The following is a 23,136-nucleotide window of genomic DNA, read 5'->3' as shown; positions in this document are numbered from 1 at the left end:
CGAGAGGCTTGTGATTTTTTTAATCGTTTTCAAGTACTTTTTACTAGCAACATAACATAATTGATAAATGTAAATAATGAGTAAAATTAAAAAATTTATAGTTCTTTTTCTAATAGTGTTTGCTTTAGGATGTTCAAGTGACGATAATATTCAAGCGGTGCCAGAAAATTTTTTGGTTGGGGAATGGAACTTAAAGAGTGCTACTTATTTAGATAGTAATGACAGCGTTGTTTTTGTTGATACTAAAGTAGAAGGGGGAATTTGTCCTATGGATATTATAGCGTTTTTGGCTGATAATACTACAAAAGTAACCGACTACGAATTGGATGTTACGGAAACCAGTTGTGTGCTTTATGATGAAGGAATCGGAAGTTGGTTAATAAAAGATCAGTTTTTGTATTTGTCTAATAAAGACTTTACAAATCGTAAATTGAGAATAAATTTATTAGAACGGGATGTTTTGATTGTAGAGCATGAAGTGCCGCAAGATGAAGCGTATGATTATGACTCAAATGTTACGCATGTAAAAATGGAATATACTAAGATAAAGTAGTTATAAAAGATGTTTTTTTTGTTTTTAAACTGAGCCGTATTCTGTGATTTGATACGGCTCAGTTTTCTTTGTGTTAGCACGATTTATTTTTTAGAATAAACCTCGGTCAAGTAATTGGTTACACTGAGTGGTTCTCTTTGCAATATCTGCGCTAAGCTAGTGGTGGTTTTTCTAAATTCTCCAGCGTTTATACTCGCCATAATTCCCGAAAACAAACCAACTACGACCTCGGGTAGTCCAGCTTCGCTTAGAGACTTTTGGTATTCTGGAATGGTAGGGGATACATAATGAATTTCTTCCTTAAAGATGGTGGACAGCTGTTGGGCGATCTCTGGAAAAGTAATGGCTTGATTGGCGGTCAGGTCTAAAGTTTGGTTAACATAGTCTGTTCCTGCTAAAACCAAGGCGCTAGCTTCAGCTAACTCCGCTCTTAGTGTAAATGCAACTTCCGTAGTTCCCGCAGGCGCATATAAGGTTTTCTGTTGTCCTATGGCAGGACCAATAATATTTGGTAGCATATCCATATATAAGCCATCTCGTAGAATGGTGTAATCCATACCGCTCGATTTTAATAGATTCTCCGTTGCTACATAAACCTTCATCAATGGCGCATTAGGTGAATCATTGGCAGTGGATACAAACTGAAAACTAGTGAAAACCAAATGCTTAACTCCTGCTTCTTTAGCGGCTTGAATGACGTTCGTATGGTGTGACATTCTGTTTTCCATGTCGTTAGAGGAAACGAATAATAAACGCTCCACGCCGGCAAACGCACTAAGTAAAGAGTTGTAATCGCCGTAATCACCGATGCGAACCTCCGCTCCAGAGACTTCTAAGTCGGCAACCTTAGTGGCATCACGTACCAATATAGCTAAGGATTGATCATTATTGTTTTTTAAGAAGGTTTGGGCGGCTGTGCGACCAAAGTGTCCGGTTACTCCTGTTATTAAATACATATTTTTTTGTTTTATTAAATTAATGATTACTTTTGGTAAGTCAAAGATAAAAAGTAAGTTTTTAATAAACAATAAGTTAACTTTAGGTAATGGACTTACCTCAAAGTAACTAATGTTGAATAGCAGTTATTTAGGATGGAAAAAAAATCCACAGAATTTTCAAATACCGACCAATGTCCTGTTCGCAATGTATTAGATCGATTTGGCGATAAGTGGTCGATGTTGATTATTTTATTACTAGGACAGCAAGAGGTGATGCGATTTAATGAGATGCATAAGGCAATTGGTGATATCTCTCAAAAAATGTTGACGGTGTCTGTGCGAAAGCTCGAGGCGGATGGTTTGCTGTCAAGACAGATTTTTCCGGTTATTCCACCGCGAGTAGAATATCAATTAACACCATTGGGTAAAAGTTTATTACCGCTTATGGCAACAATATCCGATTGGGCCAATCAAAATATGACGGAGATTTTAGAAAACCGATCGAAGTTTCAGTAATTGCTGTGGTGCCTAAGTTAGGGTAGGATGATTGTGCCAATTAGGGCAAGGAGTAAAAAAAAAGCGGTATCAAAATGATACCGCTGATATAAGTGAGAAAAGTATTATTTAGCGATACCTCTCGAAATTACGATTCTTTGAATCTCTGAAGTTCCTTCATAGATTTGTGTGATTTTTGCATCACGCATCATGCGTTCTACGTGATATTCTCTAACATATCCGTTTCCACCGTGAATTTGAACCGCTTCTACAGCAGTATCCATTGCGGTTTGAGATGCGAATAACTTAGCCATGGCTCCAGAGATAGAAATGTCTTGGCCGTTGTCTTTTTCGTAAGCAGCTTTAAAACAAAGCATTCTTGCTGCGGAGATATTGGTAGCCATATCAGCTAATTTAAAAGCAATAGCCTGGTGGTTAATGATCTCTGTACCGAAAGCTTTACGTTCTTTGGCGTATTTTAGAGACAATTCATAAGCACCTTGAGCTATTCCAAGCGCTTGTGAAGCAATACCGATACGTCCTCCGTTTAACACGTTCATTGCAAAAGCAAATCCAAATCCGTCTTCACCGATTCTATTTTCTTTAGGTACTTTTACATCGGTAAACATCAAAGAATGTGTATCCGACCCGCGAATTCCCATTTTTTGTTCTTTTGCTCCAATTTCAAATCCTGCCCATCCTTTTTCAACGATAAAAGCATTGATTCCCTTATGTTTTTTTTCTGGATGAGTATGAGCGATAACAATATATGTCGACGCTGTTCCTCCGTTGGTAATCCAGTTTTTAGTTCCGTTTAAGATGTAGTGATCTCCCATGTCTACTGCTGTAGTTTTTTGAGAGGTTGCATCGGATCCCGCTTCTGGTTCAGACAAACAAAAAGCACCAATCACTTGACCGGAAGCCAAAGGAGTTAAATACTTTTGTTTTTGTTCTTCATTACAATATTTTTCAAGTCCAGCACAAACTAAAGAGTTGTTTACAGACATAACTACCGCTGCAGAGGCATCTACTTTAGCGATTTCTTCCATGGCTAAAATATAGGCAACGCTATCTAATCCGCTACCCCCGTATTTAGGGTCAACCATCATTCCTAGGAAACCCAGTTCCCCCATTTTTTTAACTTGTTCAGTCGGAAAGATTTGATTTTCATCTCTTTCGATCACACCTGGCAACAATTCTGTTTGAGCAAAATCACGCGCAGCTTGCTGAATCATCAAATGCTCTTCTGATAATTTAAAATCCATTTAATTTGTTTTTTATTGAAAGTATTATTGAGTGTCTTTTATAAGCTTTCAAATATACTTTATAATTATCAAATCTTCAAAAGGAATTGCTAATTTTAACCATTCAAATTGCAATTATAACCAGAGCTGTTGTAAATAAACATGCTTGTGGATCTTGTGGTTAGCCAACACTTATTAAAAAAAGAAATTATTGTTTTGAACCGGCGGATGACCGTTTGTTTTTAGTATAACAAATAACTAAATAAGAAGGCTTTACGTTGTCAATCTAATGCTATTATATATGATTAAAAACACTTATACCGTAATCGGCATGATGTCGGGTACTTCTCTGGATGGTATCGATTTGTGTCATGTTCGTTTGGATTTTGAACACAATAAGTGGAAACCCGAATTGTTGCATTGTGAAACAGTGCCGTATTCGGTAGTTTGGGAAGAAAGATTGCGCAAGGCTGTTTATAGTCCGAAGCAACTGGTTGATGAGCTCAATGTGGAGTATACAGCTTTGTTGGTTACGGTATTTAATGATTTTATGAAACGCAATCACATTGATAAAATCGATGCAATATGTTCCCATGGACATACGGTGTTCCACCGTCCCGAATTGGGTTATACCCTGCAAATAGGTAATTTACCGCAATTGGCAACCGGTACAAAGCAGCGCGTTGTTTGTGATTTTCGGGTACAGGATGTGGCATTGGGTGGTCAAGGTGCTCCATTAGTCCCCCTGGGCGATCTGTTGTTGTTTTCGGATTATGAGGCTTGTTTAAATCTAGGAGGTTTTGCTAATATGTCTTATAGTGACGCTAATGACAACCGATTGGCTTTTGATATTGTTGCGGTCAACACCGTTTTAAATCATTATGCAAATACTTTGGGTATGGCGTATGACGACCGCGGAGTGTTAGCTCGTCGGGGAGTGGTTAATCGCGACTTATTAACCGTGTTAAACCAGTTGGATTTTTATGGACTTCCCGCTCCAAAATCCTTGGGGATCGAAATGGTCAATGCGGTGATTTTACCAATAATTGAAAAGGCTTCATTATCAGTAGAAGATGTATTGAACACTTTTGTAGAACACATTGCTTTTCAGATAGCGGCCGCTATTCCGGATGCTTGTAAAAATGTATTGGTCACTGGAGGAGGGGCTTATCACGACTATTTGATGGAGCGACTGCGTTTTTATCGACCTGATCTCGATATCGTTGTTCCGTCTGCGCAACAAATCAACTATAAAGAGGCTTTGGTTTTTGCTTTATTAGGTGTATTGAAACTAGAAAATCAGATCAATGTTTTAGCGAGTGTAACTGGAGCATCGAGAAATCATTCATCGGGTAACGTATTTAATCCATAAAAAGGAATTATTCGCACATTTGGATTGGAATGTATTTGGTTTTGGGGTTATATTTGTGCAGACTAATCAAAAAATAAAGTTTTTTAAATGAAAGATTTATTAAAGAAATTCGAGGAAAAAGAACCAGAAATTGTATTTCATTGGCAAGATTCAGAAACGGAAGCAGAAGGCTGGGCCGTTATCAATTCTTTGCGTGGTGGTGCAGCTGGTGGAGGTACTCGTATGAGAAAAGGTTTAGATAAAAATGAAGTGTTGTCTTTGGCAAAAACAATGGAGGTTAAATTCTCTGTTTCTGGACCAGCTATCGGTGGTGCGAAGTCAGGGATTAACTTTGATCCCAATGATCCACGTAAAAAAGGCGTTTTAGAACGTTGGTATAAAGCGGTTTTCCCGTTGTTGAAAAATTATTATGGAACGGGTGGTGATATGAATGTGGATGAAATTCACGAAGTTATTCCAATGACAGAGGCTTGTGGTCTTTGGCATCCGCAAGAAGGTGTTTTTAACGGACATTTCAAACCGACTGAAGCTGAGAAAATTACGAGAATTGGACAGTTGCGTCAGGGAGTTGTTAAAGATGTAGAAAGTGACGTTTACTCTCCGCAAGTAAACAAAAGATATAAAGTAGCTGATTTGATTACTGGATTTGGTGTTGCAGAAGCGGTTTTGCATTATTACAACATTTACGGCGGATCTGTTGTTGGAAAACGCGCTATCATCCAAGGATTTGGAAATGTAGGTTCGGCAGCGGCTTATTATTTGTCTAAGATGGGAGCTAAAGTAGTGGGTATTATCGACCGTGATGGTGGTATCATCAATGAAAATGGATTCTCATTTGAAGAGATTCAAGCTTTGTATGTCAATAAAAAGGGAAATACTTTAGTAGCGGATAATATGATTCCTTTTGAAGAAATCAATGCTAAAATTTGGAGTATTGGTGCGGAAATTTTCACTCCATGTGCTGCATCGAGATTGGTGACTAAAGACCAATTGGATCAAATGATAACTGCGGGATTGGAAGTGATTTCATGCGGCGCTAATGTACCATTTGCTGACAAAGAGATTTTCTTTGGACCGATTATGGAAATGGTGGACAGTAAAATCAGTTTGATTCCAGATTTTATTTCGAACTGTGGTATGGCTCGTGTATTTGCTTACTTGATGAGTAATAAAGTAGACTTAACAGATGAAACTATATTTGAAGATGCATCAGCAATTATTGGTAATGCTTTAAAAGCGGCTCATCAATTGAATAGTTCTAAGCAAAACATCAGTGCTACTGCTTTCGAAATCGCTTTAAAACAATTGGTATAATTTTAGTGGTATATACTTAACTTATTTTCAGTATTTTTGTTGTAATTATATTGTATAGCTATTCTTTATATGAACATTAAACTAACATCAGAAGAAAAAAAATCAATGGGGATCACATTTGCGATCTGTACTTTGTTGTTTTTGATTTTATTTTTCATTCGTTTTATTTCTCCCACGGCTGTTGAAAATTTCGCAGGTGGTGGCGGAGGTGGAGGTGTTACGGTAAATTTTGGGGATAGTGAAGTGGGGTCTGGAGCTGATTTTACCAGTGAAGTTCTTCAGGTTACGGACAACAATAAACCTCAGGAGGCTGTTGTTGTTCCAGATGAAGAAAATATCATTACTCGCGAGAATTCTTTAGAGGAAACGGCTGTTATTCCCAAAAGGGAAGCGGTTGTAAAACCGAAAGTAAAAGAAGAAGTCAAGAAGCCAGTTGTGGTTAAGCCGGTGGTGGAGAAACCCAAGGTGTCACAAACTACTAATGATGCTTTGGCAAACTTGCTGAATGGATCTAAAAAAGGTGGTGATGGTGATGATAAGACAGCGGGTAATAAAGGTAAGGCTAATGGAAGTCTAGGTTCTGGTGATTACTATGGATCTGGAGTGTCTGGCGGCGGCACTGGTGGTGGAAATGGAACGGGTTCAGGTACTGGAACGGGAAGTGGAACCGGTAGTGGTTCGGGTGGCGGTTCTGGTAGTGGTTCAGGCGGAGGAATTGGTTATTCTTTAGGGGGTAGAAAAGCCTTGGTTAAACCACAACCTAAATATGCTTGTAATGAAGTAGGCAAGGTAGTCGTGGAAGTGGTTGTTGATAAAAACGGCGTAACCACGTCAGCTGTTGCTGGAGTTAAAGGAACTACTAATAATTCCAAATGCTTGCTAGATGGTGCTAGAAATGCAGCTCTTAATACCAAATGGGAGGCTAGTGCTAATGCACCAGATAAACAGATTGGTAATATAATTTACAATTTTAGTCTGAATTAAACAACGTATTTAACTGATAGATATAAAAAAGCGGAAGTCCATATGGACTTCCGCTTTTTTATTATTAACCCGCCTATATACCTATATGCCTATTCGCCTATGTGCCTATCAGCGTATCAGCGTATCAGCAAAAAAAAAGAGGCCATTAGGCCTCTTTTTTTTAATCTATTTACCGCTGGTAGCGATAACGAATTTGAGATTGTTTTTAACGCCTATTTGCAGGACATCTACGAGGTCTTGCACTTGTAGGTTGTATGGAATGCGAACGACGACTGTTTGGTCTGCTTCGCTTCCTATTTTGGTTAATAAGGTGGCTTCAAGTTCTTCGAAGGCCACTTCTTGTTTGTCTAAATAAAACTTTTTGTCTTCTGTGACGGATAAGCTGATTAATTGCTTATTGGTTTTTTCATTAGCTGCCGCTTTGGGCAAGGTCATTTTGATAACATTAGGATTGGCTAATGTAGAAATGATTAAGAAGAACAACAACAAGAAGAACATGATATCGCTCAAAGATGAGGTTGCTACTTCTGCTTGAAATCGTTTATTTCTTTTGATCGCCATTGGGTCTTTGAATTATGTTAACAAATTCTAATACATTTTTTTGAACGTTTAGTGAGAAGTTATCGATCATTCCGTTTAGCAAGTGATATCCTGCGTAGGCGATAATACCGACTATTAATCCGGCTCCACTACTGATCATCTTTTCATACAATCCTCCAGAAATGTTTCCGATACTGATATTTTCAGTTACAGAGATGCTGTAGAAAATTTTAATTACTCCAGAAATGGTTCCAACGAATCCTAAGGTAGGTGCGATACCTGCGATTAATCCCAGGTGACCTAATTTCTTTTCCATTTGACCGATTTCGATATTAGCTACTTTTTCCATGTTTGATTCTATCTCAGAAATTGGTCTACCAATAGTCAAAACACCTTCTTTTAATACGCGACCTGCTGCAGCTCCATCGCGTTGAGAGGATGCAACGGCCAAGTCTAGATTGCCGGAATTTAGATGTGTACGCACATCTTGAATCAGATGAGTATCGGTTTTAGCAGTCTTTCTGATGTATAAATAACGTTCAATGATTAGGTAGACTGTGTAAATTAATAAAAAGATAATCGGGATTAGAAAAACCCCTCCTTTTAAAATAAAGTCCAAAACAGAAATTTCTTTTTCACCGGAGATCCCTTGGATCATTGCACCAGTTGCCTGGGTAATAGTGTCGTTTTGAGCTTGTAAAAAAAATACCATCATAAATAATGTCGTTCTAGTGTTTATTGTGAAAAATGTCTCAATTTTGCAATAAAGATAATTTTCTATATTTTAATATACTAAGAAAAATAAGGAAATATTTTATAAAGCTGAGCGTGAAGTGTATAACTAAATAAAATGATTGATGAACTATCGTGAAACCTTAGATTGGATGTTTTCTCAACTGCCTATGTATCAGAGGCAAGGTGCGTCTGCCTATAAAAAAGATTTGACCAATACCATAAAATTGATCGAACATCTGAATCATCCCGAAAGTCAATTAAAAATGATTCATGTTGCGGGAACTAATGGAAAGGGATCTACTTCCTCTATGATTGCGTCGGTTTTGCAAGAGGCAGGCTATAAAGTAGGGCTTTATACCTCGCCCCATTTAAAAGATTTTAGAGAACGTATAAGAATCGATGGACAGGAAATTTCCGAATCTTTTGTGTGTGATTTTATTGCTGTTAATAAGCTTTTTTTTGAAGAAAATGATTTGAGTTTCTTTGAGATGACGGTGGGTATGGCTTTGGAGTATTTTGCACAACAAGAGGTTGATGTAGCGGTGATTGAAGTGGGGATGGGTGGACGTTTGGATTCGACGAATATCATTACGCCTTTGGTTTCGGTTATTACCAATATTGGGATGGATCATACGGCTTTTTTAGGTCATTCGTTATCGGAGATTGCCTTTGAAAAAGCAGGAATTATCAAAGCAGGGGTTCCTGTTGTAATTGGTGAATATAATGCCGAGACCCAGCCTGTGTTTTTAAAACGAGCTTTAGAATTGCATGCGCCTATATACTTTGCTTCCGATTTGATGAAAAGCAATACACATACATCGGATTTGGCTGGGTCTTATCAATTGCATAACATTCGTACGGTTAGACAGGCCGTTGCAATTTTACGAGACCACTTTGAGATTACTGCAGAACAGGAGTACAAGGGGTTGTTGAATACAACTGCAAATACTCATTTAGAAGGACGTTGGCAGATTTTAAAGCAGCAACCTAAGGTCATTGCTGATACGGCTCATAATAGTCATGCCTTAAAGCTTGTTTTGGAACAATTGGAAAAAGAGGATAAAGAGCAAATGTTTTTTGTTTTGGGGGTAGTAGATGATAAAGATCTCGATAGTGTTTTGCCTTTATTTCCAAAAACCGCAAAATATTTTTTCTGCCGACCAAATGTTCCTCGCGGATTGGATGCGGCGGTTTTGTCTGAAAAAGCAGCCGAATTTGGTTTGAATGGGGAGGTTTGTGATTCTGTATCAGTTGCTTATCAAAAAGCTTTGGAAGTGGCGCAGCCACTCGATTTGATCTATATTGGAGGCAGTACTTTTGTCGTTGCAGAAATTTTGTAAAAAAAATCAATAAAAGCTTTCAGAATCCAAATACAGTTGTATATTTGCACCCGTAATCAAGTAACGGATTACAGCTTTTAAAGGGCGATTAGCTCAGTTGGTTCAGAGCATCTCGTTTACACCGAGAGGGTCGGGGGTTCGAATCCCTCATCGCCCACAACCTTTAAAAGATAATAACTCACGTTGGTTATTATAGAATATTATTCCGAAGAATACTTTTAAAGTACTTCGGGCGATTAGCTCAGTTGGTTCAGAGCATCTCGTTTACACCGAGAGGGTCGGGGGTTCGAATCCCTCATCGCCCACATATTGAAATGCTTTTTAACGATAGACCTCGTTAAAATTATAACCGAATACTGATACAGTAATCGGGCGATTAGCTCAGTTGGTTCAGAGCATCTCGTTTACACCGAGAGGGTCGGGGGTTCGAATCCCTCATCGCCCACCATTAAGGACAAAGAAATTAATTTCTTTGTCCTTTTTTTGTGTCGAAATTTTCAAGTTCCCATTTCCAATTTATTTCTGGGGTAATTGCGGTCAGAACTTCTCCGTTCGATTTCGTAAATTCTACGGTGAAGATGTGTTTGGCGGCGGTGGGCGTCAGGTCAAGATACAAAAAGTTCTTGTTTGCTCTTTTGAAATCTATCTCACTTAAATACACCAAGTCCGTTGTGTTATAATCTATGTGATTATAGGTTTTAAGAAGGTCTCGTAATTCTGTGCCTGCTGGATGTTGATCATCGATATCTGCATTGCTTTTTATAGATATTTTTTCTACAAGATATTTCTCGCCATCATACCCTTTTTCGCAACCTGACATGGCATAAGCGCTAGTGCCAAATGTAAACTGAGGTTTAGATTGTGCTAGATGGTAGGTATCTTTATAAGTTGTAGTGATCAGTAGAATTGGGCGTTCGTCACTACTGCTTCTTAACAGTGCTGAAGATTCAATGCCTTTGTAGTCGAAATAGCGTTCAGTTGCGCAGTGACAGGAGTTTAATAAAGAAATTATATTGAAAACCAATGCTAGTGTAATTGCTTTCTTAGTCATGATTGGGTTCATTATTTAAAATTTGACTTTAGATAGGTTTTAGATTTTATTTGAAAACTGCTGATTATTTAATAAAAAAGATCAATATATGATTTTATGTTGTATTAATCGGAATAATAAAGAGCTATCTCTTGTGTTTCTTTGGTTGTCTTTCAATTTCTTTTAAGTTTATCAATATAATCTCATTATGAGATTATATTGGCTCTTTTGCTTTTTATTCTAGAAATGAGTAAAAAATAATTCGACCCTATTTTTACGATATTGATTCTTTTGCTGATTTTTGTTGCCTATTTTTTTTAAAATTATCTTTATTGATTGTGTTTATTTGTTTTTAGTTTAAAAAAAGTGAATTAAATATAATTTTATGTATTATTAAAAACTCTCTCATTGTGGTTTTTGTTAAAAAAAATTTTAAAAAAATGCAAATTATGCAGGTAAAAATTGTAATTTTGAAAGGCAACCTGGCTATGTTATCAAAGATAAGGGGCTTTTATATAACATATTGCCGTTTTTAGAGCAGGATAAGATCGGGTTGTAATAACTTCAAAATGTCATTATTTTGAATTTTTAAATAAATTAATCTCTTTTTGCGATTTTTAAAAAGAGCATTCAGAATTACAAAGAAGTTTCTCAAGTTGTTGCAGCTGTATCAGGTATGATGACTGCTACTTGTATTAAAGACGGTGTAAGACTAGGTGATAATGGAAGATGTCGATAAACAAGAGCAGGCGGTTGGCATAGTTACAGTATAAAGAAATAAAAATATCATCACTCACGGGTTTACCCGTGATTTTAAAGCAGTTGACTTTCATTTAAAGCATAACTAAAAGACTAGCACATGAAAACATTTACAATCAGCAAGGGAATTATTATAGGGGCCTTATCGATGTTGAGCTTTTTTGAGGTTCAAGCACAGCAAGATCCTCAGTATACACAATATATGTATAACACTATAAATGTAAATCCGGCTTATGCAGGTTCTCGGGGTGTCATGAGTATTTTTGGATTGCATCGTACTCAGTGGGTTGGCTTGGATGGTGCACCGAAGACTATGGCTTTTTCCGTCAATACGCCTTTAGGTGATTCTAAATTGGGTTTAGGTGTTTCTGTTGTGAACGACCGTTTAGGGGCGATGGAAGAGAATAATATTTCGGTAGATCTTTCGTATACAATTGATTTGAATCGCAATTATAAATTGTCATTTGGTGTTAAAGGAACGGCTAATCTATTAGATGTTGATTATGGGAAACTGAATATTTACAATCCTAATGATGTGATGTTTCAAGATAATATTCGCAATCAATTTTCTCCTAATGTGGGTGCAGGATTGTATTTGCATTCCGAAAAAACCTATTTCGGACTATCTGTTCCTAACTTTTTGGAAACAGATCGTTACGACGATAATGTGTATGCTACGATGAAGCAACGCATGAACTTTTATTTAATAGGAGGTCATGTATTTGACTTAAGTCCCAATTTAAAGTTTAAACCGGCTTTCCTGGCGAAAGCGGTTTCTGGAGCTCCACTACAAGTAGATCTAACAGCGAACTTTATGATAGCCGATAAATTTGTTATCGGTGGTGCCTATCGTTGGGATGCAGCATTTAGTGGTTTGGTTGGTTTCCAAGTTACCGATGGTTTGTTTGTCGGATATAGTTATGATGCTGAAACCACGAAATTAGCACACTACAATTCGGGTTCTCATGAGATATTTTTGCGTTTTGAATTGTTCAATCGCTTTAACCGAATCACTTCACCGCGATTCTTCTAATATTTGAGCTAATTATGAAAAAAACATTACTTAAATGGGTTTTCTTTGCGCTTGCTTTGACTTCTTGGGCAGCTATGGCTCAAGATAAAAAAGCGGTAAAGGGCGACAAACAATATGATCGATATGAATATATCGATGCTATTAAAATATACGAACACGTGGCTAAAAAGGGGCATTCCAGTCCTGAATTATTTCAGCATTTGGGAAATGCTTATTATTTTAACGGCGAATTGACTCAGGCAAATACCTGGTATAAAGCTTTGTTTGAATTGACTCAAGAAGTGCCTGCTGAGTATTATTATCGCTATGCACAAACCTTAAAAGCCACTCAAAATTATGAAGCTGCAGACCGCTATTTAAAGGAATTTGCAAAGAGAGATCAGGCGGATCAACGTGCTAAACTGGTGGTAGAAAATCCAGACTATCTCAAGCAAATCGAGGCGAACTCCAATCGTTATGAATTGAATAATCTACTGATTAACTCGATGTATTCCGATTATGGAAGTTCGATTTACAATCAGCATTTGATTTTTACCTCTGCTCGGGATACGGGTAGCGTATCTAAAAAAATACATACTTGGACCAATGAATCGTTTACGAGTCTTTATCAAGCTCCAATTTTAGAAGACGGGACAGTCGGTGAAGTGACTAAATTCGCCAAAACGGTTAATTCGAAATTTAATGAGTCAACCCCTGTTTTTAGTAAAGACGGTAATACCATGTATTTTACACGTAATAATTATAATAATGGTAGACGCGGAATTGACAGTAATAAAGTAACGCTATTAAAAATTTACCGCTCCCAATTCATTGATGAAAAATGGAGTGATGCTGAGGAGTTATCGATCAACAGCGATAATTTTAGTACGGCTCATCCTGCTCTGAGCACAGACGGTATGTGGCTTTACTTTGCTTCTGATCGCGCTGGTGGTCAAGGTCAATCGGATTTGTATAAAGTGGCTATTTTGGCTAATGGCAGTTTAGGAGCAGTTCAGAATCTAAGTGAAATCAATACAGGTGGGCGCGAGAGTTTTCCGTTTATCAGTGCGGAGAATGAACTGTATTTTGCTTCAGATGGTCGTCCGGGTTTAGGTGGCTTAGATATCTTTGTAACGAAGATTAATGCCGACGGATCACTGGGGAAAGTTCATAATATCGGAGCTCCAGCAAATAGCCCGTATGATGATTTTGCCTTTCAAATCAATACCGTAAATCAACGGGGTTTCTTGAGTTCAAACCGTGTAAACGGTCAAGGTAAAGACGATATCTATGCCTTGTTGGAAACGAAAAAACTCGCATTGGAATGTATTCAGCTGATTCAAGGTGTGGTTTACGATAAGTCGAGCCAAGCAAAGTTGAGTCATGCTAAAGTAGTGCTGTATGATAGCAATTTTAAAATATTGTCCGAGACACATACAGATATCAAAGGGTATTATGAATTTCCAGCTTTAAGCTGTGGAACACGTTACCGAGTGAATGCGGTTATTCAAGACTTTAATACGGCTGAAGTATCGGTTGATTTACCCTTACAAAGTGGGGTGACCCAGGTTGATTTTGGATTGGAAAAAACCAGAGTGAAAGTGGAAAAAGGAGATGATTTGTTTAAAGTTTTAAAACTTCAACCGATTTATTTCGATTTTGATAAGTCCAATATACGACCTGACGCTGCTGTAGAGTTGGCTAAGGTAGTGGAAGTATTAAGAGAATATCCAACGATGAAAATCGATGTGCGCTCACATACCGATAGTAGAGGTAAAGATGCTTACAACTTGAAATTATCTGATCGTAGAGCGAAATCTACTATAGCGTGGATCGTGGATCAAGGTATTGATAAAAGCCGTATAAGTGGTAAAGGATATGGGGAGACTCAATTGATTAATCAGTGTGCGAATGGTGTTAAATGTAGCGATGAGGAGCACGAGCAAAATAGAAGAAGTGAGTTTATAGTATTGGAATTATAATTGGAATATAGATACAGAGGTTTTAAAAACAGGGATTTACTAAAGGTAAATCCCTGTTTTTTTTAGCTGCGTTGCGACTAAAAGGGCTTGTTTAAGCTTGGACACTATTCGATTTATCGATGTATTATTACAGTTATAAGTGATTGATAAAAGGATTTATATTTTAACTGTAAAAAGGCGAATCCAAAAAGTGTTCCTACTACCTTTGCGTTTTTAAGTTTTAGTCTATCTATGAAAAAAAATATCAAGCGTACAGCTCGTATTACACGATATGTAATTTATAAAGAAACCTTAATTGACTCTAAAGAGCATTTTTGGTCTTTTGTCGGTGCTTTTGTCGGTATCGGGATTATTGCTTATATCCAGAGTTTTTGGTTTACGCAATTGGAAAATGTTTTCTTAATCGGATCCTTTGGCGCCTCATCGGTGTTGATTTACGGCGCAATTGATAGCCCTTTAGCACAACCTCGCAATCTGATTGGAGGTCATGTCGTTTCGGCTTTAATTGGAGTGACAGTAGCCAAGATTTTTCCGGATATCATTTATATAGCTGCACCCTTAGCGGTGGCCCTATCTATAGTGGGGATGCAAATAACAAAAACCATACATCCTCCTGGAGGAGCAACCGCATTAATTGCTGTCGCGGATACTGGGATAGTAAAAAGCTTGGGGTATTACTACGTATTATCACCGGTTCTTTCCGGAGCACTTATTCTGTTTTTAGTAGCACTGATTTTTAATAATATCACCTCAAATAGGAGTTATCCCAAGAACTCCAAATTCTTTAGCAAAAGAAAAAAGCACAGTATTTTCCGCAAGGCTTAAACATTTTTTTTTAATTATTACATTGGTTTAATAGTTGTAAAATGGTAAATTTGAAAATAGGATAATTTCAAGACTTAAGGCACTATGGGATATTATATTTTTTCATGTGGAATAAAAAAGATTCAAATAGATCGTGCTTTCGGAAGTGAAAGTGCCGAGATCTTGGAAAAAGTAATTCAAAACAACTTGTTTGAAGGCTATAGTCATTTTGAAGTCCAAGGTTTGGATAAAACACCACTTCAAGCATTAAATGATATTATTTACGGCAGAAGCTGTGATGAGAAATCGAATTATGCTTATGGTTATGCACTGATTGGAATTTGTACAACATTGGGTGTGGAGTTGCCCTATATACAAGAAATTAAATTGGGCTATGAAACCGATTTGATTAATAAATTTCTGCTGGATGATTATGCTGTAGAGAACTTCTTGATTGAACACGCTTTGTTTGGCGATAACAGTAATCCCTTTCCAATTCCTACTATAAAAGACTGGCCTTTAATCGGATTGCTTACCCTAGCGCAACTCAAAGAAATTAAAGCACGGTTAAAACACGTGGTGATTTCCGATGTCATGATCGAGAACTTTTTAGATGCTGAGGAGGAAGAGGAAGAGGAAAAGGGATTCGCAAGCGAACACATTCAAGGACTATTGGCTAATATCGATTTCTGTATTGAAAATGAATTGGATATGATTTCTTTCTGTCATTAGGAATTAACTAAGAAGCTATCTTAAAATGCATCTTATTGTCTGGTAATTAAAAGGTTTTATGCTTGTTTTTATTGCATTATATTAATTCGTGGCTGTAAATCGCTTTTATTGCTTATATTTGTACTCTAATCTAAATACAATTTCATGTTGTAAATCATTTCTTTCGAAAAATAAACGGCACTAGCGACTTCGCTGGATACTGTTATTATTCATTCTTTACAAGAGAGAAATCATGATTATTCTACAAGATATCACTTATATACATTCCGATAAAAACGTCTTATTTTCGGCTATCAGTTTTAATATTCATCCCGGCGACAAAGTCAGTTTGGTAGGAAATAACGGTGCTGGGAAATCCACTTTATTACAAATCTTAGCAGGTAAGTTACAGCCCTCTAAGGGAAGCGTGATTGCGCGTTCCCAGCCGTATTATGTGCCCCAACACTTTGGTCAATTCAATGGGGATTCCGTTGCGAAAGCTTTGTGTATAGATGGCAAGTTAGCTGCTTTACAAGCTATACTCGCTGGTGAGGCAACTGAAGAGAATTTAGGCAGACTTGACGATGACTGGACTATAGAACAGCGTGCTAAAGAAGCGCTGAGCCATTGGCAATTGGAAGATGTAGACTTACATCAAAAAATGCAAACCTTAAGCGGTGGACAAAAAACACGAGTTTTCTTGGCGGGGATACGCATACATCAACCCGAAATAGTATTGCTAGATGAACCCAGTAATCATTTGGATATAACGAGTAGAGCGATTCTATACAGCTATGTAGAAACGACTCGGCAAACATTAATTGTGGTAAGCCATGATCGGGTATTGCTGAATAAAATTCATAAAGTTTGTGAATTGAGTATTAAGGGAATCGCTATGTATGGTGGTAACTATGATTTTTATGTCGCTCAAAAACAAGTGCAGAGCCATGCTTTGTGTCAAGATATCAACAACAAAGAAAAAGCTTTACGGAAAGCTAAAGTTGTCGAACACGAGACTCTGGAACGGCAACAAAAATTAGATGCCCGCGGTAAGAAGAAACAAGAAAAAGCGGGTATCTCAACAATCATGATGAATACGCTTAGGAATAAGGCAGAGAAAACTGCATCGAAGTTAAAAGGAGTTCACACGGATAAAGGAGATGCAATTGTAGACGAATTACGAGCACTGAGAAAGGAGCAGCCAGACTTGGCAGCGATGAAAATAGATTTTGATGATTCTGATTTGCATCGCGGTAAAGTGATGATCACCGCAGAGGCTGTAAATTTCGAATATGAGGCTGGTCAACTATGGCAAAATGCTTTGACTTTTGAAGTGCGAAGTGGTGAGCGCTGGGCTATCACAGGGGCAAACGGATCGGGTAAAACCACCTTGATAAAAATGATGTTGGGTACATGGATTCCCACTTCTGGAAGCTTATTTCGCGCGGCTGTTCAAACGATTTATATCGATCAGGACTATTCTTTGATCAGCAACCACCTAACTGTTTTTGAACAAGCGCAAATATTTAATGAAGGTCTTTGGCCAGAGCATGAAGTCAAGATGCGACTGAACCGCTTTTTGTTTGGTAGTGTAGACTGGGGTAAGTCGTGCAGTGCTTTAAGTGGAGGTGAAAAAATGCGACTGATGCTGTGTTCTTTAACCTTGAGTGCTAGACCGCCAGATATGATCGTTTTGGATGAACCGACAAACAATTTAGATATTCAGAATCTGGAAATTTTGACCCGTGCGATTGGCGACTATAAAGGGACTTTATTGGTTGTTTCACATGATGTTTCATTTTTACAGGAAATAGGGGTAGCACACTTTATAGCGCTATAAAGTGTTGTTGTTTTTTGTTTTTCATTGTAAAAAATGTAGAAAAAGAATTGAATTATGAACACGATCAGCGCTGATTCAGGAAATGATGGTCTGTACTCGAATCTGGTCATTATGATCAAATTATCTTGATTGTTTTAGAGGTTATTCTTAACAGACTTGAAGAGCATTCTAACCGGATAATGTCCAAATTTTTCACTCTTGCTTAGGGTGATGGAATCTAGTATATTGATGAATTAATAGCAGGCCTTATATACTGAGGAGAGGATAATATATGTTTATTTGTCGATCTGGCTAGTAAGTGTTTTTGTCTTTAAAATTTTAATTGATTAATAAATCATCTGTGCTTTTCGATGTCGTAGAGATCAATTTAAAGGATTCTAGATAGTTGTGGTCTAATAAAAAATTCTTGGTCGTTGATTTAAAAGCAAGAATTGGATTTTTTATTTGTCAAACTAATAGCATCTTTACGCTTTAAATACTGAGCTTATGAAAGAGGGGGAAGTACATCAATTTACGCGTATTGCCAAAGCGATTGATTATATCAATCGTCATTTTAAGGAACAACCGAGTTTGGAGCAGATTGCTGCGGCGGTACATTTAAGTCCGTTTCACTTTCAGAGACTGTTTACTGAATGGGCGGGAACCAGTCCTAAGAAATTTTTGCAATACATCAGTATCGGTTACGCAAAACAATTGCTGCAAGAAAATCGTGATATAAGTCTTTCTGAGATGGCTTTTCAAACCGGCTTATCAAGCAGTAGTAGATTACATGATTTGTTTGTGAAAATGGAAGGAATGACACCGGCTGAATTTAAAAATGGAGGAGAAAACCTGATGATTAATTATGATATAGTGGATAGCCTTTTTGGAATATTGATTTTAGCATCAACCGCTAAGGGGATTTGTCACATGGCTTTTGAAACTGATAAAAATCAAGCTGTAGCTCATTTAATTAATCGGTTTCCCAATGCTGTTTTGGAGCAAAAATCCGATGAGATACAGCAAACCGCATTAAAATTTTTTCAAAGTGATTCTAGCCAATTATCCGAGGTCAAATTGCATTTAAAAGGCACGGATTTTCAATTGAAAGTTTGGGAGAGTTTGTTGAAAATTCCGATGGGACAACTGACAACTTACGGTGATATAGCGAAGGAAATTGGAAAACCTTCTGCTTCTAGAACAGTGGGCACGGCGATTGGTAAAAACCCTATTGCTTTTTTAATTCCCTGTCATCGCGTTATTCAAGCTTCGGGACAATTAGGTGGTTATATGTGGGGGACTACTCGTAAAGCCGCTATTATTGGTTGGGAAGGAGTGCAAAATGCCTCACAAGACGAATGAACTAGAAAGAATTAAAGCGATGCTGTTTTTGGTGGTTTAATTTAAAATCACTAACTTATAGTAGAGACCTATAATGTTAAAAACCTAAAAAATGGATCTTTTTGATAACCGACTTGACGAAAACATCAACCTGCTGCCCGCTGATGGAGAAGTTTACTATTATGGAATGTTGTTCGATAAGCAGCAAGCGGATTCGTATTTGCATAAATTGTTGAATGGTATCGAATGGCGCCATGATGAGGCTGTTATCTTTGGTAAGAAAATTACCACCAAACGCAAAGTGGCCTGGTACGGTGATTTGCCTTTTGAATATACGTATTCGAATACCACTAAACGTGCTTTAGGTTGGAATCGTGAATTACTAGAATTAAAAGCTATCGTTGAAGAGAGAACGGGAGAAACTTACAATTCCTGTCTATTAAATCTGTATCACAACGGTGATGAGGGTATGGCGTGGCATAGTGATGGGGAAAAGGATCTCAAAAAGAATGGAGCTATAGCGTCCTTAAGTTTTGGTGCAGTACGAAAATTTGCGTTTAAACATAAACGAAGCTTGGAAAAGGTGGAGCGTATTTTAGAACACGGCAGTCTTTTAGTGATGAAGGGGACTACGCAAGCACATTGGTTGCATCGTTTGCCTCCAACAAAATTAATACATACAGCTCGGGTAAATCTTACGTTTAGAACTATTGAATCGTTAGTCGAAAATCGAGTTACGAATAAAAACTAATATAAAAAAAAACACCTAATCATGGATTAGGTGTTAATTTACGTTGTATCTATATAGTATGTTAAGCTAAGACTACGTTTACTGCGTTAAGACCTCTACGACCTTCTTCTACGTCATAACGAACTGCATCGTTCTCACGAATATTATCCATTAGACCTGTAGCGTGAACAAATATTTCGCTATCACCATTGTTTGGTGTAATAAATCCGAAACCTTTGTCTTCATTGAAAAATTTTACTGTACCTTCTTGCATTACTTTTGTGTTATTTAATTCCTGCAAATATAGAATGAATATTTAATATCTACAAGTAAATGGGGGATTATTTTTATTAATATTTTATATTTTTTTGTATTTACGCTTCTGAGCCCAGTAAAAATGCGTGTTTTTATAATAATTATTTTTTTTCTAAAATAGGTGTGTTTTAGTTTTTTGCCATACAGTTGATGTAATACATAGGGAGAATCGTTGCTATTAGTTTAACAATATACAATAAAGTATTGCCTATAATGAAAGCTCTAAAACTATAAGAACAGTTTTTAAAATAGATAATCAGTTAACGTTATATAAAATGTTTTTGCTAAATTAGCAGCTTTAATAAGTAATCACTAAAAAATATCTATTTATGTGGGGGATCGGTAAGATAAAATTCAGTAACGTTTTCTTTTTGTCTTTTTTGTTTTTTGGACTAGCAACTTCTAGTCAGGCGCAAACTTCGAAAAGCAATGAGAAAGCAATAATAAAAACGGCTATATATTGTGAACATTGTAAAGAATGTGAAACTTGTGGGCAAACTTTTAAAAGCACCTTATATAAACTAAGTGGTGTGAGACAATTCGATATTGATCAAGAAGCCAATACGATCACGGTTTATTATAGTCCAAAGAAAGTAAGTTTAGATCAAATCAGACAGGCGATCTCTAAAATGGGTTATGATGCAGATGATGTTAAAGCAGATCCGGAAGTATATGCTAAATTGGATGGCTGTTGTAAAGATAAAGGAACAGAAAAAGTGTAGTTAATAGAAATTTAATAACACAGTGCTAAAAGAAAAATCCCCTTGTATCAATTTGATGCAAGGGGATTTTTTATTTGATGCACACCTAATTGGTTTTAGGTAAAATATGTTCTATTAGTAAGGACTGAATTTTATCGGGTTCGGTATTGAAGATCGTATGACCGGATTTGGTAAACCAGAAAAAATCTTTTTTAGGTGCTTTGATCCAATTATAATAATCTTCTACTATATAATGTGATTGTTGTTGATCGCCATTGCCTTCAAAAAAATAAATGGGGCATTGAAATTCTTGTTGCTGATTAAATCGATTGTTTTGTACTGAGGCTAACCAAGTCGGAAACCAAACATCTAACCAACGGTAATAGGTGGGTTTGAAATCGTCTTCTTTGGCAAATTCAACGCCATTGTGTATAAAAAGCCATTTTTGGGCGTAAAATAAATCATCAGGAGTTTGATAGGGTACCTTAACACGGGCTAGCTCTGTTTGAGCTTCGGCAATTGTATTTTCTGTAGCCCATTTGTTCAGCATGTCTATAGTGAGTTGAGCATTTTTATTTTGGTCAATTAGGGCGCTAATACAAATATAAGCGTATAAGGATTCGGGCTGTTTACTAGCAATGTCAAAGCCCAATATAGATCCCCAAGAGTGTGAAACCAAATACAATTTCGGCTTGTTAAAGTGTTTTAATAAATAAGTTACCATTTCATTGGCGTCAGCTTGCAATAAGGCTGTTGATAAAGGAACGGGTGACGCATTGGTTTTAAGGGTACTTCCCGTCTGACGTTGATCCCATTGTACTACTACAAAATGTTTTTGTAAATCTTGAGTAAACGACTCAGAAACAGGGATCAGTGAGGTGCCTGGGCCGCCGTGGAGAAATAATAATATTGGATTATTGAAATCTGTACCCTTGATTTCGATCGTTTGTACTATTCCGCCGATAAGCACTTGTTCTTGTTTGTCGATGTTTTTTCCTTTTTGAGTTTGAGCGCCTGCTGTAAACATCAGAAAAGACTGTAGAATTAAAAATAGTGACTTAATTTGCATATAAAGTAGTTGATTAGTAGATTACAATATTAACGGATTAAAATTTAAAATTGACTTGAGACTACTTTTATTTAAAGTTTTTTTAGCTATCTATTTTGAATTTTAATACTATTCCAATGAACTTGAATTAATTTTTCAACAACTATCTACCTGTTCATGTTACAGTCTATGTTCTACATATTTTATCGATACCAACCTGGCTCGTGTTAAAAATATATCAAACAATTTACAAAGACTGACGCTATTTTAGTAAGAGCCAGTAGTAAATAGGCTGTTGTCCAAACGGGGTTTTTGTATTCGGATGCTGGAAATAAGGATTGATTGGAAATGTGGAAAGTTATAACAGCCGATTAAACGCCGAATTGAAGGTAGAAGGGACGATGTGTAAAAGTGAATTAGAAAAAAAAACCAGATGTTTAATCCGATAGTACATTAAAATTCGTGTTTAAAAGATAATTATCTTTGCTGTTTTTTAAATACTCACAGATGAATTATTTTATAGTTGGCGATATACACGGCTGTTATTTTACCTTTTTAGAAATTTTAAAGCACTGGAATCGGGATACAGAAATATTGATCTGTGTTGGTGACTTTATTGATAGAGGAAATCACGGTGTTCGCGTCGTTGAGGAATGTAGAAAGCTTTCGAGCGATTTTCCTCATAACACGGTTTTTCTAAAAGGAAATCATGAAGCCGAGATTATAGAACACGTTGAAGTGGCTTTTAATGATAATTGGGTTCGGCAATGCGGTCAAAAAACTTTAGATGAAATCAAATCGCATCAGCTCGATATCGTTTCGTGGATTACATGGTTAAAAGAGCGTCCCTTAGTTTTTGAAACAGATTTTTTGGTTGTGACTCATGCTGGGATATCTCATACGCCTTTGCCGTTTGAAGAGGCACATCCTTCTAGTGTTTTGTGGAATAGGGAGCCGTTGAAAAATATTGGGAAACTACAGATTCATGGACATACTCCTCTAAAAGTGAATCAAGCGTATTATACCCCTGTGTCGAATTCTTGGAATATAGATACCGCTGCATGCTATGGGTATGGTTTAACGGGTTTAAAGGTTTCGCAAACGGCAAAAATTCTTGAAGAAGTTCATATCAAAACCGATTGTCGAGATATCGAGTAACTACAATATTATTTTACGGATAGCTTGCATTTGATTTTTCAGGGTGTTTACTTATTTTAATCGTTTTTGAAATAGAAACAGTTGATCTACTCCTTGTTAAAAACTAAAAATTTTAACGCTACCTTTCTTTTAAAACCTTCCTTTTTCTTGGATTAATAGGTATACTGAGCCGACTGTAATTATATCCCTATAAAAGTAAAAAAATACTGAA

Annotated in this window: 22 protein-coding genes and 3 tRNA genes; 18 read left to right on the top strand and 7 right to left on the bottom strand. The window is 36.9% G+C overall.

Going from position 1 to position 23,136, the window contains the following annotated elements; translation table 11 throughout:
* The first annotated feature begins 76 nt into the window (after positions 1 to 76).
* Positions 77 to 553 (top strand): hypothetical protein, encoded by a 477-nt coding sequence (locus L1275_RS06560; RefSeq protein WP_253471037.1) that lies wholly within the window; start codon positions 77 to 79, stop codon positions 551 to 553.
* An 83-nt stretch (positions 554 to 636) separates the two neighbouring features.
* Here L1275_RS06560 and L1275_RS06555 read toward each other — a convergent pair whose 3' ends face one another.
* Positions 637 to 1,509 (bottom strand): SDR family oxidoreductase, encoded by an 873-nt coding sequence (locus L1275_RS06555; RefSeq protein WP_253471035.1) that lies wholly within the window; start codon positions 1,507 to 1,509, stop codon positions 637 to 639.
* Positions 1,510 to 1,644: 135 nt separating this feature from the next.
* Here L1275_RS06555 and L1275_RS06550 point away from each other — a divergent pair, with 135 nt between their 5' ends.
* Positions 1,645 to 2,007: a helix-turn-helix domain-containing protein gene (locus tag L1275_RS06550; RefSeq protein ID WP_253471033.1), complete on the top strand. Its 363-nt coding sequence runs from the start codon at positions 1,645 to 1,647 to the stop codon at positions 2,005 to 2,007.
* Positions 2,008 to 2,111: 104 nt separating this feature from the next.
* Here the strand turns inward: L1275_RS06550 and L1275_RS06545 are convergent, their stop codons facing one another.
* Entirely contained in the window at positions 2,112 to 3,251 is a 1,140-nt protein-coding gene (locus tag L1275_RS06545) for an acyl-CoA dehydrogenase (RefSeq protein WP_253471031.1), read from the bottom strand.
* Between the two features lie 280 nt (positions 3,252 to 3,531).
* On the opposite strand from L1275_RS06545, the gene L1275_RS06540 reads away from it, so the two are divergent.
* The 3 genes from L1275_RS06540 to L1275_RS06530 all read left to right on the top strand — a co-directional run bounded on the left by L1275_RS06540 (position 3,532) and on the right by L1275_RS06530 (position 6,900).
* Complete coding sequence (locus tag L1275_RS06540) at positions 3,532 to 4,602, top strand: anhydro-N-acetylmuramic acid kinase (protein ID WP_253471029.1); 1,071 nt, start codon at positions 3,532 to 3,534, stop codon at positions 4,600 to 4,602.
* Between the two features lie 87 nt (positions 4,603 to 4,689).
* A complete protein-coding gene (locus L1275_RS06535; RefSeq protein WP_253471027.1) occupies positions 4,690 to 5,916 on the top strand; it encodes a Glu/Leu/Phe/Val dehydrogenase dimerization domain-containing protein in 1,227 nt (408 codons plus the stop codon).
* Positions 5,917 to 5,985: 69 nt separating this feature from the next.
* Positions 5,986 to 6,900, top strand: a complete 915-nt coding sequence (locus L1275_RS06530) for an energy transducer TonB (RefSeq protein ID WP_253471025.1) — start codon at positions 5,986 to 5,988, stop codon at positions 6,898 to 6,900.
* A gap of 165 nt (positions 6,901 to 7,065) precedes the next feature.
* On the opposite strand, the gene L1275_RS06525 is transcribed toward L1275_RS06530, so the two are convergent.
* Both L1275_RS06525 and L1275_RS06520 read right to left on the bottom strand, forming a co-directional pair.
* On the bottom strand, positions 7,066 to 7,461 hold the full coding sequence (locus L1275_RS06525) for a biopolymer transporter ExbD (protein WP_253471023.1): 396 nt from the start codon (positions 7,459 to 7,461) through the stop codon (positions 7,066 to 7,068).
* Positions 7,442 to 8,152: a MotA/TolQ/ExbB proton channel family protein gene (locus tag L1275_RS06520; protein WP_253471317.1), complete on the bottom strand. Its 711-nt coding sequence runs from the start codon at positions 8,150 to 8,152 to the stop codon at positions 7,442 to 7,444. The genes L1275_RS06525 and L1275_RS06520 overlap by 20 nt, the downstream gene beginning before the upstream one ends.
* A 145-nt stretch (positions 8,153 to 8,297) precedes the next feature.
* Here L1275_RS06520 and L1275_RS06515 point away from each other — a divergent pair, with 145 nt between their 5' ends.
* The 4 genes from L1275_RS06515 to L1275_RS06500 all read left to right on the top strand — a co-directional run bounded on the left by L1275_RS06515 (position 8,298) and on the right by L1275_RS06500 (position 9,963).
* Positions 8,298 to 9,515 (top strand): folylpolyglutamate synthase/dihydrofolate synthase family protein, encoded by a 1,218-nt coding sequence (locus L1275_RS06515; protein WP_253471022.1) that lies wholly within the window; start codon positions 8,298 to 8,300, stop codon positions 9,513 to 9,515.
* 82 nt (positions 9,516 to 9,597) lie between these two features.
* Positions 9,598 to 9,672 (top strand) — tRNA-Val (locus L1275_RS06510).
* Between the two features lie 73 nt (positions 9,673 to 9,745).
* A tRNA-Val gene (locus L1275_RS06505) sits at positions 9,746 to 9,820 on the top strand.
* Positions 9,821 to 9,885: 65 nt separating this feature from the next.
* Positions 9,886 to 9,963, top strand: a tRNA-Val gene (locus tag L1275_RS06500).
* 15 nt (positions 9,964 to 9,978) lie between these two features.
* On the opposite strand, the gene L1275_RS06495 is transcribed toward L1275_RS06500, so the two are convergent.
* A complete protein-coding gene (locus tag L1275_RS06495; RefSeq protein ID WP_253471020.1) occupies positions 9,979 to 10,578 on the bottom strand; it encodes a DUF5034 domain-containing protein in 600 nt (199 codons plus the stop codon).
* 826 nt (positions 10,579 to 11,404) lie between these two features.
* On the opposite strand from L1275_RS06495, the gene L1275_RS06490 reads away from it, so the two are divergent.
* From L1275_RS06490 to L1275_RS06460, 7 genes are all read left to right on the top strand, one after another.
* Positions 11,405 to 12,337 carry a type IX secretion system membrane protein PorP/SprF gene (locus L1275_RS06490; protein ID WP_256499806.1) on the top strand — a complete coding sequence of 311 codons (933 nt, stop codon included), beginning with the start codon at positions 11,405 to 11,407 and terminating at the stop codon, positions 12,335 to 12,337.
* Between the two features lie 14 nt (positions 12,338 to 12,351).
* Positions 12,352 to 14,298: an OmpA family protein gene (locus L1275_RS06485; protein WP_253471018.1), complete on the top strand. Its 1,947-nt coding sequence runs from the start codon at positions 12,352 to 12,354 to the stop codon at positions 14,296 to 14,298.
* A gap of 231 nt (positions 14,299 to 14,529) precedes the next feature.
* On the top strand, positions 14,530 to 15,123 hold the full coding sequence (locus tag L1275_RS06480; protein WP_253471016.1) for an HPP family protein: 594 nt from the start codon (positions 14,530 to 14,532) through the stop codon (positions 15,121 to 15,123).
* Between the two features lie 84 nt (positions 15,124 to 15,207).
* Positions 15,208 to 15,834, top strand: coding sequence for a pyruvate dehydrogenase (locus tag L1275_RS06475; protein ID WP_253471014.1), 627 nt, complete (start codon positions 15,208 to 15,210; stop codon positions 15,832 to 15,834).
* Positions 15,835 to 16,066: 232 nt separating this feature from the next.
* Positions 16,067 to 17,653, top strand: a complete 1,587-nt coding sequence (locus L1275_RS06470; RefSeq protein ID WP_253471012.1) for an ABC-F family ATP-binding cassette domain-containing protein — start codon at positions 16,067 to 16,069, stop codon at positions 17,651 to 17,653.
* A 486-nt stretch (positions 17,654 to 18,139) separates the two neighbouring features.
* A complete protein-coding gene (locus tag L1275_RS06465; protein ID WP_253471010.1) occupies positions 18,140 to 18,994 on the top strand; it encodes a methylated-DNA--[protein]-cysteine S-methyltransferase in 855 nt (284 codons plus the stop codon).
* Positions 18,995 to 19,085: 91 nt separating this feature from the next.
* Positions 19,086 to 19,724 (top strand): alpha-ketoglutarate-dependent dioxygenase AlkB, encoded by a 639-nt coding sequence (locus tag L1275_RS06460; RefSeq protein ID WP_253471007.1) that lies wholly within the window; start codon positions 19,086 to 19,088, stop codon positions 19,722 to 19,724.
* 61 nt (positions 19,725 to 19,785) lie between these two features.
* Here L1275_RS06460 and L1275_RS06455 read toward each other — a convergent pair whose 3' ends face one another.
* A complete protein-coding gene (locus L1275_RS06455) occupies positions 19,786 to 19,977 on the bottom strand; it encodes a cold-shock protein (protein ID WP_219294169.1) in 192 nt (63 codons plus the stop codon).
* Positions 19,978 to 20,347: 370 nt separating this feature from the next.
* Between L1275_RS06455 and L1275_RS06450 the strand changes: the two genes are divergently transcribed.
* Positions 20,348 to 20,740 carry a heavy-metal-associated domain-containing protein gene (locus L1275_RS06450; RefSeq protein ID WP_253471005.1) on the top strand — a complete coding sequence of 131 codons (393 nt, stop codon included), beginning with the start codon at positions 20,348 to 20,350 and terminating at the stop codon, positions 20,738 to 20,740.
* Between the two features lie 85 nt (positions 20,741 to 20,825).
* Here L1275_RS06450 and L1275_RS06445 read toward each other — a convergent pair whose 3' ends face one another.
* Positions 20,826 to 21,788 (bottom strand): alpha/beta fold hydrolase, encoded by a 963-nt coding sequence (locus L1275_RS06445; RefSeq protein ID WP_253471004.1) that lies wholly within the window; start codon positions 21,786 to 21,788, stop codon positions 20,826 to 20,828.
* 486 nt (positions 21,789 to 22,274) lie between these two features.
* On the opposite strand from L1275_RS06445, the gene L1275_RS06440 reads away from it, so the two are divergent.
* The gene (locus tag L1275_RS06440; RefSeq protein WP_253471002.1) at positions 22,275 to 22,925 is read left to right on the top strand and encodes a metallophosphoesterase; all 651 of its coding nucleotides are present in this window, start codon (positions 22,275 to 22,277) and stop codon (positions 22,923 to 22,925) included.
* Positions 22,926 to 23,136 lie beyond the last annotated feature (211 nt).

Origin of the sequence: Flavobacterium sp. HSC-61S13, from assembly GCF_024171535.1 — a bacterium.
GTDB lineage: Bacteria > Bacteroidota > Bacteroidia > Flavobacteriales > Flavobacteriaceae > Flavobacterium.
The sequence above is the reverse complement of the archived record's forward strand: the minus strand, read 5'-3'. Positions and strand labels throughout refer to the sequence as shown.